This window comes from Peribacillus asahii (genome assembly GCF_004006295.1).
Lineage (GTDB): Bacteria > Bacillota > Bacilli > Bacillales > DSM-1321 > Peribacillus > Peribacillus asahii_A.
The window spans coordinates 2,086,963-2,100,049 of sequence record NZ_CP026095.1 but is presented as its reverse complement, the minus strand read 5'-3'; the positions used below and the strand labels follow the sequence as shown (position 1 = coordinate 2,100,049).

The window sequence follows — 13,087 nt, the reverse complement described above, 5'->3', positions numbered from 1 at the left end:
TATCCCCCCTTTAAATAGATAAAACTAGTGTATGAATCTTTCTTTAACCAGTAATTTTCTTTTCAGAATCAGCCAAAGAATTACTAGATATTACTTTATTCGAAAAAATAATCAAGATACATTCTAGTAAAAGTCTTAATGTTATCATCATCATCCCTAACGATATGATGAATAGGGCCGGTGCAAGCGGATAACTTAACACACCGGAAGATCGAATATTCTGTTCGATGTATTCTAGACCTTCTTGAAAATTCAATATGCTAATGAAAGAGAATAAGCAAGCAGCAAAGAGATTTGTCATACATTTCGTGATGTTTTTGATTCGTTGGGAGAATTTATCCTCTAAAAAGGTTACTTTTACATGACCATCCTGTTTATGAGTATAGCTCAACGATAAATAGACTAGCAGCACCATTAAATACTCTCCAGTTAATTCAATAGTGCCTTGAATAGGTCTATGAAAAAACGTTCTTAACATTACATCTACAAAAATCCACACCATCATAAGAAACAAAGTAAACGCTGAAATTCCAGAAGTGACTTTATCAATACTTTCAAAAAGCTTTTTCAACTTCTCCATTATTACCCACCACCTCTTTGCTTAGTTTGAAACTTATAAAGTATTGATACTTTCAGTTATGACCTTTCCTTTCCCTCGTCGATTATTTTTAAATCATACATAGCCGTAATCAGTTCTAAAATAAACGAATTCACCTCCTTTATCAGTACTCAATAAAGCTTTACGATGAAAAAAAACATGCAAAATGAAAGACAGCAGAAAATAATACAGACGTTTTTTAACTGATTTTTTCTCACTGTCAGTGCACTTTTAGTTGCGTATTTATTTAATTGAAAAGTTTTAGATAGTCGGATAATTATATGCATGTTATAAATAGATCTATTTTTCTGGGGAACATCATTGTGTGGTCGTCTTAGGAACAATTTCATAAAGCTTCATTCATCTTCTTTTAAGCTGTGTTACATGGCTCTCTTATTTTTATCAACATAGCTATTAAAAAAAATGGGTGCTTAAAGACATGCATATTGTACTTTGAGGTATGTACATATAAAAGTATTTCTACGTTATTAAGCGCTTACAATTTGGACTAATTGTTATAATTTCAAAACAGGATAAAGAAGCAATGCTTCCAACTAATTGATTAAATGAATTCTTACCTCTTGCTATTTGAATAATGTACTTATTTACTTCACTAATCTAAATTACTTTTTTTACCATATCTAAGAATACTTTAGCATGTGCTTTTTATACATGTCAATATTTTTCCATATATAAAAAGATTTTACATATACAAAAACGAAATTATTCAAAAATATGACAAGAAATAAAAGGGATATATTATATTTTAGCGAATACAGTTACTGATTAAAATTCAATAAGCAAAGGAGAATTCCATGTTTGTAAAACATTATTTTTACCCAACAGTGAAGGAATTTATGAATCAAGATGTTTCAAAATTGTTCTTAACGAGCACATTACGCGACGCCGTAGTACTATTTCAGCATAATAAAGTAAAACTTATTCCTGTCGTGAATTCACATGATCAATTGATTGGTATCATGACTCACTCTGCTCTTTTTAAAGCACTTTTACAAGATGTATCTATGAATGAAAGCATAGTCCCTTTTATAAAACATCAAGTTGTTACGGTAAAAGAAAATGATTTTTTATACGATGTTCGCCAATTATTGACGAATAATAAAATAGGCCATGCAATCGTGATTAACAAGGATAATTGTGTAAGCGGTATTCTTGATTCAACAAATATTATTAAAGCTTATCGTTCTAAGTCTGAATTATTAACTAGTAAACTTGAAATGACAAAAAAATTAAAGCGCACTTTACAAACTGTTTTAGATACTACTTATGACGGATATATTGTCATTGATCATAAAGGAAAAATTGAGAATATTAACGAGACAGCATGCGAATTTTTACGAAAGCCAAAGAACAAACTACTTGGTCAACCTTCATCTTATATTATTCCAGAATTAAAACTAGAAGATGTCCTTTCTATAGATTTTCAAGGGGAAAAACTAGAAGCAATGGTGATTGGACAACATCGATGCCTTGTTATAAAAAGTAAAATATATGAAAATGAACAACTCGTTGGAGCTATGGCTAAAATTATCTACCAAAACTTAAACAAATGGAAACACGCTGTTAGCAAACTAGATGATCTAGGAAAGGAAGTTTCTTATTGTCACGAAGAACGATCACTCAGTAGTGGTACTCCTTTCAATTTAGAAAACATCCTAACAAAAAATAAACAAATGGAAAGTATGAAACGATTAGCCCGGCAATCAGCCTCTAGCTTTTCAAATGTACTGTTATTAGGAGAGAGCGGGACAGGAAAAGAGCTATTTGCACGCGGTATTCATGTTACATCTAATCGTTCTGGACGATTTGTGAAGGTAAACTGCGCTGCCGTACCTAATGAGCTATGGGAATCTGAATTTTTCGGCTATACAGAGGGTGCGTTTACAGGTGCAAAGCGCGGCGGGAAGCCTGGTAAATTCGAGATAGCTCATAATGGTACATTATTTTTAGATGAGATTGGCGATATGCCCCTATCTATGCAAGGAAAATTGCTTCGAGTTCTTCAGGAAAGAGAATTCGAACGTGTTGGAGGAAATGAAACAATTAAAGTGAATATCAGAATCATTGCTGCAACTAATAAAAATTTAGAGCAAATGGTGGCTAATCATGAATTTAGAGAGGATTTATATTATCGACTAAATGTTATCGTTATCAACATACCTCCCCTTCGAGAGCGAAAAGAAGACATCCCTTTACTTGCTACTTCCATTACAAAAAAATTTAGTCGTCTTATGGGTCATGGAGAAGTTACGATAAGTAAGGCTGCACTCCATCTACTTTCCTCGCATAACTGGCCAGGAAATGTAAGGGAGCTTGAAAATACTATTGAACGGGCAATCAATTGTGTAAATAGTGATACACTTGATGCAGAGCATTTCTCTGAATATATAAAAAGTAAAAAATGGAGTGAAAGTCGATCCTCACTAAATACACTCAAACCTACTATGCAGATGCATCCACAAGAAAAATTAACCCCTGAGTTTTTCAGATTTAACATAAATAAGACAGAAAAAGAGACTATTGAAATGGCATTAAAACAAACAGGCGGAAATCGAACAGCCGCGGCTAAACTATTAGGAATTAGTCGGTCACAATTTTACAAAAAACTTAATAAATTTGAATCTGAAATGGGGCTCTTACAATGAATACGTGAGCTAACAATCCTATTATCTTAGAGATTGTTAGCTCACTTCGTGCGAAATCTCGCCATTTTGCACGAAAAAAGAGCTACCTAAGCAGCCCTTCAGGAACAGATTTACCGCGTAACTGGAGGAAGTAATACTTCCTTTTTCATCACATCATAAATTCCTATTGGTGTAATTCTTATATAAGGAAGATGCGTCGCTGAAAAGAATAATAATGTGAAGGCTGGATCGCCAAATTGATAGCCACGCTCTTGAAGCAACTTCTTCAATTGCTTCTCTTCTTCTATTAAATCCGATAATTCCTTAGTAGACATATATCCCTTTAACTCTAGCGGGATTTCAAAAATGATTTTTCCGTGTTCAGCAATGACAATTCCGCCGCCTATTTCTTTCATCCGCTGAAAGGCGAGTAAAATATCTTCTTTTCGTTTTCCAATTAAGATGATATCCCCTGTTCCAGAATACGTACTGGCAAATCCGCATAATTGATTTGCGAAACCCTTCACAAACGTATTGATTTTCCATTCTCCATTCCGATCAATCATCATGAAAAAGCATTCATCACGTTCAAAAGGAATAGTTTCATCAAACTCTTCTGGTGTAACAGAAAATGGTTTGGTGATGACATCATTGATTAATTGTAAGCCAAGTGTTGTAGTGAATTCTAAATCAGATTTAGTTAAGTTCCAATTAAGCTCTAATGCGCCTAGTCCATTTTCAGCCCAATGGATGACAGCAGAATCCTTTATCTCCACTCCATCGCGTTTAACCCATTGACCTTTAGCCAAAACAGAAATAGGTGTAGGATTTGTCTTACTTTGAAGAAAATTAATATGAGCGATTCTGCCTGTTGCAATTTTCCCGTGTAAATGAGCTAAATTGTAATATTGCGCCACATTGATGGTAGCCATATTGTAGGCATCAATAATTGGAACATTTTGCTCAAGTGCTATTTTAATCATCTTATCAATACAGCCTTCATCATAAAAGGACGAGTGCGAGCCATCAGTCGTGAAAATAAAGTTATCGTATTGATGAATACCTAATTCATGAATGTCCTTCAGCAGATTTTCTAAATCAGGTCGAATAGAAGAGTTTCTCAAGGAAACGGTATATCCTTGCATCAAACGAGAAAGAACTTCCTGACCTGTCATAGCTTCATGATCACAATCTGCTCCTAGTAACATAAGTTTAGCTAACGTTTTTTCTGATGCACCTGGAAAGTGGCCTTCAATTTTCTTTCTCATTCGTTTTGCTTCTTGGACCCAATTTAGCATGTCTTCATGACCAGCTAGCAATTTAGGCCATGCTGTCAGTTCACCGCCTTGGACTACAGCATCGTGTTCAAGCCAAGCTGTTACTTGATCATGTGTAAAGATTGTTTCTTCATTTCTAAGTTCCGTTTGACCATCAAAACGGCACCACCAATACATACTAGCTGGGATATTTTTCAGTTCTTCTAACAACGTAAACGCTTTCTTCTGCTCAAGATGTAAAAAGAATTGAAGATTATCATTAACCAATGTTGTCGTTCCACCATACGCTGAATATCGTGCATATGTTTGAGGATTATATAATTGAAATGGATGCGAATGGGGCTCAATATAACCGGGAACTAAAAAACAATCTGTGCAATCTACAATTTCACAACCCTCTGTCACATCTGGAAGCTTATCTCCTACATAAATGATTCGATCACCGTAAATCCAAATGTTTGCCTTCACCCATCTTTTCAGTGGATGATTTAAATAAGTTGCATTTTTTAAAAGAATACTAGGAGCTCGTTTCCCATCTACTATTTCAATCTGTTTGCGTAACTGCTTATTTTTCCATCTATATCTCTGTTCTACCAAAAAAAGCCCCCCATTCGGTTGATTATCTATATTTTAACATAATTTTAAATAAAAGGGTTTTCAAGAGCTCAAAAAAAAGAAACGAAGCGAGTTCGTCTCTTAAAGCCAACTTATTTTATTTTCATAACCAAGACGCGCTGATATTTGCTGCCCTACTTGAATCATTCGCTGACTCAATTGTTCTAATCGTTCATCCGTCATTCTGATCGTTGGTCCTGAAATACTTATAGCAGCAATAATATTCCCTAAATGATCAAAAATAGGAACAGCGATACAAGTAATCCCCGATTCATTTTCTTCTAAATCAAGAGCAAATCCTACCTCTCTCACCTTGCTTAATTCTTGTAAAAACTCTTCTTGATTCGTAATTGTTTTATCCGTATGTACCGGCATGCCTTTTTGATCCAAAATATTTAAAACAACTTGTATTGGCAGATGAGCTAATATTGCTTTCCCAACCGATGTACAATGCATCGGTGCTCGTTTTCCTACTTTAGAATGCATTCGTAATAACTGATTACCTTCTAACTTCTCAATATATACAACTTCACCTTGATCATACACAACTAAATGAATGACCTCCGTTGTTTCTTCTTCAAGCTCTTTTAAGAAAGGTCTAGCTTCTGTACGTAAATCAATAGACTCTAATAATTTAGAGCTTATTTCTAAAAATTTATAGCCTAATTTATAGCGATCCGTTTCTTGATTTTGTTCAACATACCCATATTGAACAAGGGTAGATAAAATTCGATAAACGGAACTTTTATTAATATCCATTTGATTAGCAATTTCAGTCACGCCTAGACCTTGCTGCTTTGTACCTAGTATAGCAATAATATCCAAGGCTCTACTTACAGATTTGACCATATTGTCTCTATTCATATATTTTGTTCACCTCCACTGCTGTATTTTATTATGATAAAGGATTCCTCCAAAACTGTAAATCTACTGAAAATAGCTGAGTCAAAAGTTTGTATGCAACAAGCTTTCAACTCAGCCGTTCCTAGTGTATTAGGATTGTTTTACTGCAAATTTAGCTTTAGCTTTTGCTTCTAAACGACGACGATGTAAAATTGGCTCTGTATATCCATTTGGTTGATCATAGCCTAAGAAAATTAAATCACTTGCTGCTTGGAAAGCTACTGAATTTTCATAATCAGGACTCATTGGACGATATGCAGCATCTCCCGCATTTTGTTCGTCAACAAGCTTTGCCATACGTTGTAAAGTTTCCTCTACTTGTTCCTTTGTTACAATGCCATGGTGAAGCCAGTTTGCCACGTGTTGACTAGAAATTCGAAGTGTAGCACGATCTTCCATTAAACCAATATTGTTGATATCCGGCACTTTTGAACAACCTACACCTTGTTCTACCCAACGTACTACATAGCCAAGAATACCTTGTGCATTGTTATCTAATTCCGCTTGAATGTCTTCAGAGCTCCATTGTGGATTTTCTGCTAATGGAAGCGTTAAAATATCATCTTTTAAATCACTTGTTTGATTCTTTAATTCATTTTGAACTTCTGTTACATCTACTTGATGATAATGAAGCGCATGTAATGTCGCTCCTGTTGGAGATGGAACCCAAGCAGTATTGGCCCCAGCTTTTAAATGACCAATTTTTTGCTTAATCATTTCAGCCATTAAATCTGGCATTGCCCACATTCCTTTCCCGATTTGGGCACGACCTTGTAAGCCAGCATTTAAACCGATGTTTACATTAGATTTTTCATAGCTTTGCAGCCATGTTGTTGCTTTCATATCATTTTTGCGAATCATGACGCCCGCTTCCATAGATGTGTGCATTTCATCACCTGTACGATCTAGGAATCCTGTATTAATGAAGGCAATACGATCTTTTACCGCATAAATACTGTTTTTCAAGTTCAATGATGTACGGCGTTCTTCATCCATAACCCCAATTTTTAATGTATGGCGCTCTAACCCAAGCATATCTTCAATTCGGTTAAATAACGTATTCGCAAATGCCGCTTCTCGAGAACCGTGCATTTTCGGCTTAACGATATAAATAGAGCCCTTCGCTGTATTGCTATATTTTCCATTTCCTAAAAGCGTATGCTTCGCAATTAAACTTGTAATTACGCCATCCATAATTCCTTCATACACTTCATTTCCATCCGCATCTAAAATGGCTGAATTCGTCATTAAATGCCCTACATTACGAACAAATAATAGAGAGCGACCATTTAACGAAATTTCTCCTCCATTTACCGATGTGTACGTACGGTCAGGATTCATCGTTCTTGTCATCTCTTTATTTCCTTTAGCGAAAGTCGCTGACAAATCACCTTTCATTAATCCTAACCAATTGCGGTATACTAGCGTTTTATCTTCCGCATCAACAGCAGCAACGGAGTCTTCACAGTCCATAATTGTTGTTGTTGCAGCTTCTAGTAAAATATCTTTTACACCAACTGCATCATCTTTACCAATTGGATGATTGCGGTCGATTTGGATTTCAAAATGCATTCTATTATTTTTTAGTAACACGGCTGAAGGCTCTGCTTCATTTCCTTGGTAACCGATTAATTTTTCACTTTCAGCCAAAGTAGTTGTTTGACCATTGTTTAATGTAACAATTAGTTGTCCTGCTTCAATTTTGTATTGTGCTGCCTCTTTATGAGAGCCATTTTGTAACGGAGCAGCTTGATCTAGGAAATTGCGTGCAAAGTCAATAACCTTTTGACCACGAACTGGGTTATAACGGGGTGTAACCTCGGCCCCATCCTCTTCACTAATAGCATCTGTTCCATAAAGTGCGTCATATAAGCTTCCCCAGCGAGCATTCGCTGCATTAATCGCATAGCGACCGTTATTAACAGGTACAACTAATTGAGGTCCGCCTTGAATCGCGATCTCGTCGTCTACATTTTCTGAACCGATTTGAAAATCGGCTACTTCCTCTTCTAAATAACCAATGCTTTGTAAAAATGCTTTGTATTCGTCACTATTAAACTCTTTATGTTCTAAATGCCAAGTATTAATTTTATTTTGAAGCTCGTCGCGGATAGCTAATAGCTCTTTGTTTTCAGGTGTTAAATCTGTAATGATTTTTTCGAAACCTGCCCAAAATTGCTCCGTTGTTAAACCACTTTCTGGTAAAGCTTCTTGATTCACAAAATTATACAATTCATTTGCTACTTGTAAACTACCAACCTTTACATATTGAGTCATGTTTCTTTCCTCCAAACTATTAATAAAAAATTCAGATAATCAAGCGTTTGTTATTACGAAACGCTGTTTTTTATTCATGTTGAAAATATAACATACTACTATGGGAATATTCAATAAATTTTCCAAAATATATTTTTTATTTCATAAAATTGTAAACACAACCTCACTTAGTGAAGGATTTTGACGATTCATGAGGAATATATTTAGTTTATCATTCGTTTAAAGTATCACATTGCCGAAAGGATGAAATTCATGCCATTACACAATCCAATTAAAATCGTACGTGTTCCAATTTCCACGCCAACTCTATGGCCAAATACAACAACAAATTGTTATTTAATTGGGAATAAGCAAGAAAGTATATTAGTTGATGCGGGATACGATCAGGAGATAACGAAAAAGGAGTTAAACAAAGCACTTAAGGAAAATGACTTAGCCATACCCAAATCTATTATTCTTACACATTCTCACCGGGATCATGCACCGGGGGTTCGTCAATTAATGGATTGGTCTCCTGTAATTTATTGCCACCCAAAAGAAAAACAAGCCATCTTGAAAGCGATTTTTCCAGTGCATGCAGTATCGATGCTAAACGATGGTGATGTCATACATATAGCTGACCTAGAAATACTGATTATTCATAGTCCAGGACACACTCCAGGTATGTTAAATCTTTATATACCTTCTAATCAAATTCTCCTTGCCGGGGACAATATTTTATCTGAAGGAACAACATGGATTGGTCCCCCAGAAGGAGATATGAGCGAGTATATTCATACTTTAGAACGTTTACAGCACTTGGATTTAGCAAAAATTGGACCAGGACATGGTGAATGGGTCGAACATCCCTATAAACAAATTGAATTTGTATTAAACCGTAGATTATACCGAGAAAACCAAATTCAATCTCTACTTTTAAAACATCAGCAATTAACCTCTACAAGTTTGACAGAAATGATTTATGAAAAGAATATTCATCCAAGTATTTTTGAGGTTGCGAAAAAAACGACAGAGGCCCATTTAATCAAGTTGATGAAGGAAGGAACAGTTTCACTGCACGATTCATGGTACTCGATTCACTCTTGATTTCTTACCTAGGCATGAGCAGCGCTCCCCCTTTTTGATAATTGATAACTGTTTGAAGTGCAGTAACCGTTGGAGGAGCAAGAAGCATATTTCCATTTTGATAGGACAATAAAGCTTCCTCTGGGGCAATCCAAAAAGCTTTGTCAATTTCGTTTAAATCAGGCTTCGGGGTTTGTCCCTCAGGCAATTCCGCTAGAAAAAATCGAGTATCGAAGCGATAAGCACTTTCTTTTGGAGTAATTCGGTGCCCAAAATATCGCAGACAATCAAGATGAAGGCGAATGTTTTCTTGCTCTAATAATTGTGCAAATGAAATGTCACGATTTACAAGGAGACGACGATATTCCTGTTCCGTTTCTTTTTGAAATTGAATAGGAAATCCGTCGCCTTGACTGCCAAATAAAATCCCAACTTCTTCGAATATCTCTCGTACTGCAGCGATATAATGAGCAGAACTAAATGGCTCATTCAATATCGAGTGAGTTATGTATGCATGATCTACGACATAATCTCCTTCTTCTACTGCTCCGCCTGGAAACACATAAAAGCCAGCTAGAAACTTCATCGTCGCTGGTCGCTTCGTTAAATAAACCCTAGACATATGATCGATTAAAACAACGGTTGATGCAGGTTTTGGAAGTACAGTCATAACAGCCCACCCCATTTTCTATAATTTACCACATAACAATATTCAACTTTTGAGCGGCGTTTCCCTCCCTGCTCCTTCTTTAAATATAGAGAATCACCCTTTTGTCTAAATATTGACACATAAACTTCTCATCATGAACATTTCATTCCTTTAATAAAATAAGCATAGGTTCTTCATAGATTTAAAAGGAGGATACCGTTATCTGGTCTAAACTTATAAGTCAGAAAAAAATAACACTCCTTGAACCTCTTGCCACAATCAAAAAAGAATTAAAAGCAAGAAGTAAACAGCCTTCCATAAAAACAGAGCTCTCTTCCGAGGAAAGAACATTAATCGAACAAATCAAATTTAAAACAAACAAATGGAACCAAAATAATATAACAAGAACGAAAGCCTATCTTGATTTTTATCAGTGCCATCCCGAAGTGCATTGGGCTTTTCTAGGACATATGGTGTCGCGAAATGGCGGCTGGAATATGACCGATTTAAAGGGCGGGCTTCTTCCTCGATTACTAACGAAAAAAGAATGTCAGTCCTTTTTCACATTTTTAGAGCGAGGGAATTGGCTGATTTTTCAAGATGCATTTCCCCAATTTTTACTTTATGAAGAGAGCATCAAAAGAGAAAAAAATCTTTTTTATCTTTTGCCGCATTTTCATGTGTCGCTGTTCATGGAAATAATTTGGAATCATTTTTTAGAAGATTGTGATCCATATACTCTAACAATTGCCTTAATCATTAATGAGCAAAGCTATTTAGAATTAAGAGTGATAGACAACCCTGTTTTTAAAAAGAGCATTTTTAATACTTTAGAATTTAAACTACAGGATTTATTATCAATGAATCAAATTCTTTTTCCTTATTTAGAAAATGGTAAAGTAAAGCTAATTGGTGAGACCTTACATCATTTTGAAAGCTTACACCGACGAATTTTATTAGGAAAACGACTATATTCTATTTTGTTTGCAGATTCAAAACGGTTAAATAAAATCGAGCAATGGGCATATCTGACCCCTCATTCTGGTTCTAGAAAAGATTATTGGCCTCATATTTTTCATGATATCGATGAAGGTGTTCCAGGAAGATTGTTGAAACGAAGGCTCAAGTCATGCCAGCTGCTTCCAGGCTCCATACGCTTCTATAGTCCTAAATTAGAATTCGTATGGAAAGATTGCGTACATGAGGAGGCTGAAATCAAGGAATGGTATGAAGATTGGCAAGTTGTTTATTACTTAATTAATTCAGAAGAAACCATAAATGGAGAGATTGAAGATGAATATTGCCAAACACTTGAAAGAATCGAGCTCACAACGATCGCCAAAAAAGCGATTTTTCTACGGAACTAAACATATATCAGTCGTAATTCCTACGCTACTTCTCGCTTCACTCATTGGAACGTACCTTGATCTTTATTTTGTTGGAAAAGGTATATACTACTTCCCTAAAAGACCCTTGCCCGAGATTTTTCCAATCAATATTTTCTTTACATTGATTGGGCTCCCGCTGTTCGTTGGCTTATATATATATGTGTGTCAGAAAGTAAACGTCTGGAAAAAAGCAGCGCTTATTCTCCTCTTAAGCCTATTTATATCTATTGGCGAAAAGCAAGCAGAAACATGGGGACTTTTCATTCACAACGATTCATGGAAGCACATCTATTCATTTATTGGTTATGCACTTTATTTAACATTCATTTATGTTTTTTATCGTTGGGTTAAACGAATCAGAGATTAATCTTCATAACATTTTCGTTATTTTAATATGGTTAAAACGATGAAACATACGAAGCAAAACTCCAAATATTTTAACTATTTTCTGTTTGATGAATTAAACGAGTAAGAAAAATAAAAATATTTAATTAGGGGTTCTTAACTTACTATGCTATACTTAGAGCAACCTTTTAAGTTTTAAACTTTTTTTCTTCACTTGTACCATGCGCCCTACTCGTATATTGAGTAGGGTTTTTATATTTTTTTAAAACGAGCATCTGAATTTTACTGGTATATGATGTATGTAAACGAACGATTCTGCTTGCGAGTCATTTAAAGAAAATTAAAAAAACAGACTCTAATTAAAGAATCTGTTTGTGTAGATGTTTAGTTATTGTTGCTATTAAGCTTTTTGAACGTTAGCAGCTTGAGCACCACGAGCACCTTGCTCAACGTCAAAAGTTACTTTTTGACCTTCGTCTAATGATTTGAAACCTTCACTTTGGATAGCAGAGAAGTGTACGAATACGTCGTCTCCATTTTCACGCTCGATAAATCCGAAACCTTTTTCTGCATTAAACCATTTAACTGTACCTTGTTCCATTTTTATTGCCTCCTAGTGTGTTAAACACACAGTATATTACTATTCTTGCCCAAAGTGATCATCAAGACGAAAAGTCAAACTTATACTATCCTTTACACCGAACAAAAATAATTCTTTTTTATCATAACAGAGATTGGAAAGGAATGCAAATTATTTTAACATTGTATTCAATTGATAATAGGAGGACAACACATTCAGAATAAATTAGGGCAGCAGCTACTCTTTTAAGGAAATCCATTCTTCCGTTAGAAGGACAGTTTCGTATAATTATCCTTATTGAAGATTTAATTATCGATTTTGCGAAAAGAAAGCCCATTACGGTGCGCTGGCACCCCCTTTAGGGATGGGATGAATGTTCGCTCAAATGCGGTGTGCAGATAAAAAACCGAAAATATGTTCTATACACCATGCATTTGAAATGGTATAATTTAGTATATAGGATGTTCTTTGAAAACTGAACATAGGTGGTTGTGACAGGAAAAACGTCTGTCACGTAAAATGTTCAACGTTCTACCGACCAACACTCTTCGTAGAAAGAGTGCGGTATCATCATCCTAGACAAGTATCGCCGGTTGAACGGCGTAGTTGGCATCGACCTTGCCCTCTTGAAAGACTGTTTTTCTCTCAAGTGTTGCTCACCCAAGTCTCGCCTCTGCCTCTTCTTATGGAAGGTGGTAAGTGGGATATTTGTGAGAAAGAACCCCAGCGGCTTTAGCCATGGGAG

The 13,087-nt window shown here is 35.5% G+C and carries 10 protein-coding genes; 4 read left to right on the top strand and 6 right to left on the bottom strand.

Annotated features, from left to right (window positions below; translation table 11 throughout):
• Window positions 1–43: 43 nt before the first annotated feature.
• The gene (locus BAOM_RS10145; protein ID WP_127760181.1) at window positions 44–580 is read right to left on the bottom strand and encodes a TRAP transporter small permease; all 537 of its coding nucleotides are present in this window, start codon (window positions 578–580) and stop codon (window positions 44–46) included.
• A gap of 833 nt (window positions 581–1,413) precedes the next feature.
• Between BAOM_RS10145 and BAOM_RS10140 the strand changes: the two genes are divergently transcribed.
• On the top strand, window positions 1,414–3,264 hold the full coding sequence (locus tag BAOM_RS10140; RefSeq protein WP_127760180.1) for a sigma-54-dependent Fis family transcriptional regulator: 1,851 nt from the start codon (window positions 1,414–1,416) through the stop codon (window positions 3,262–3,264).
• A gap of 110 nt (window positions 3,265–3,374) precedes the next feature.
• On the opposite strand, the gene BAOM_RS10135 is transcribed toward BAOM_RS10140, so the two are convergent.
• The 3 genes from BAOM_RS10135 to BAOM_RS10125 all read right to left on the bottom strand — a co-directional run bounded on the left by BAOM_RS10135 (window position 3,375) and on the right by BAOM_RS10125 (window position 8,315).
• Window positions 3,375–5,117 (bottom strand): adenine deaminase C-terminal domain-containing protein, encoded by a 1,743-nt coding sequence (locus tag BAOM_RS10135; protein WP_127760179.1) that lies wholly within the window; start codon window positions 5,115–5,117, stop codon window positions 3,375–3,377.
• Between the two features lie 99 nt (window positions 5,118–5,216).
• Window positions 5,217–5,999 (bottom strand): IclR family transcriptional regulator, encoded by a 783-nt coding sequence (locus BAOM_RS10130; protein WP_127760178.1) that lies wholly within the window; start codon window positions 5,997–5,999, stop codon window positions 5,217–5,219.
• 129 nt (window positions 6,000–6,128) lie between these two features.
• A complete protein-coding gene (locus tag BAOM_RS10125; RefSeq protein WP_127760177.1) occupies window positions 6,129–8,315 on the bottom strand; it encodes a malate synthase G in 2,187 nt (728 codons plus the stop codon).
• 252 nt (window positions 8,316–8,567) lie between these two features.
• Between BAOM_RS10125 and BAOM_RS10120 the strand changes: the two genes are divergently transcribed.
• Entirely contained in the window at window positions 8,568–9,401 is an 834-nt protein-coding gene (locus BAOM_RS10120) for an MBL fold metallo-hydrolase (RefSeq protein WP_164853183.1), read from the top strand.
• 4 nt (window positions 9,402–9,405) lie between these two features.
• Here BAOM_RS10120 and BAOM_RS10115 read toward each other — a convergent pair whose 3' ends face one another.
• Window positions 9,406–10,050: an NUDIX hydrolase gene (locus BAOM_RS10115; RefSeq protein WP_164853182.1), complete on the bottom strand. Its 645-nt coding sequence runs from the start codon at window positions 10,048–10,050 to the stop codon at window positions 9,406–9,408.
• Between the two features lie 200 nt (window positions 10,051–10,250).
• On the opposite strand from BAOM_RS10115, the gene BAOM_RS10110 reads away from it, so the two are divergent.
• Window positions 10,251–11,396: a DUF2515 domain-containing protein gene (locus tag BAOM_RS10110; protein ID WP_127760174.1), complete on the top strand. Its 1,146-nt coding sequence runs from the start codon at window positions 10,251–10,253 to the stop codon at window positions 11,394–11,396.
• Window positions 11,308–11,784: a CBO0543 family protein gene (locus tag BAOM_RS25355; protein WP_306821303.1), complete on the top strand. Its 477-nt coding sequence runs from the start codon at window positions 11,308–11,310 to the stop codon at window positions 11,782–11,784. Before BAOM_RS10110 ends, BAOM_RS25355 begins: the two co-directional genes overlap by 89 nt.
• Before the next feature lie 378 nt (window positions 11,785–12,162).
• Here BAOM_RS25355 and cspC read toward each other — a convergent pair whose 3' ends face one another.
• Complete coding sequence (cspC, locus tag BAOM_RS10100; RefSeq protein ID WP_010331195.1) at window positions 12,163–12,363, bottom strand: cold shock protein CspC; 201 nt, start codon at window positions 12,361–12,363, stop codon at window positions 12,163–12,165.
• Window positions 12,364–13,087: the final 724 nt, after the last annotated feature.

Bases quoted from the DNA above. Each gene is read 5' to 3' on its own strand.
- BAOM_RS10115 (WP_164853182.1), bottom strand. From the start codon at position 10,050: ATGACTGTACTTCCAAAACCTGCATCAACCGTTGTTTTAATCGATCAT.
- BAOM_RS10130 (WP_127760178.1), bottom strand. From the start codon at position 5,999: ATGAATAGAGACAATATGGTCAAATCTGTAAGTAGAGCCTTGGATATT.
- BAOM_RS10125 (WP_127760177.1), bottom strand. From the start codon at position 8,315: ATGACTCAATATGTAAAGGTTGGTAGTTTACAAGTAGCAAATGAATTG.
- BAOM_RS10120 (WP_164853183.1), top strand. From the start codon at position 8,568: ATGCCATTACACAATCCAATTAAAATCGTACGTGTTCCAATTTCCACG.
- BAOM_RS10145 (WP_127760181.1), bottom strand. From the start codon at position 580: ATGGAGAAGTTGAAAAAGCTTTTTGAAAGTATTGATAAAGTCACTTCT.
- BAOM_RS25355 (WP_306821303.1), top strand. From the start codon at position 11,308: ATGGAGAGATTGAAGATGAATATTGCCAAACACTTGAAAGAATCGAGC.
- BAOM_RS10140 (WP_127760180.1), top strand. From the start codon at position 1,414: ATGTTTGTAAAACATTATTTTTACCCAACAGTGAAGGAATTTATGAAT.
- cspC (WP_010331195.1), bottom strand. From the start codon at position 12,363: ATGGAACAAGGTACAGTTAAATGGTTTAATGCAGAAAAAGGTTTCGGA.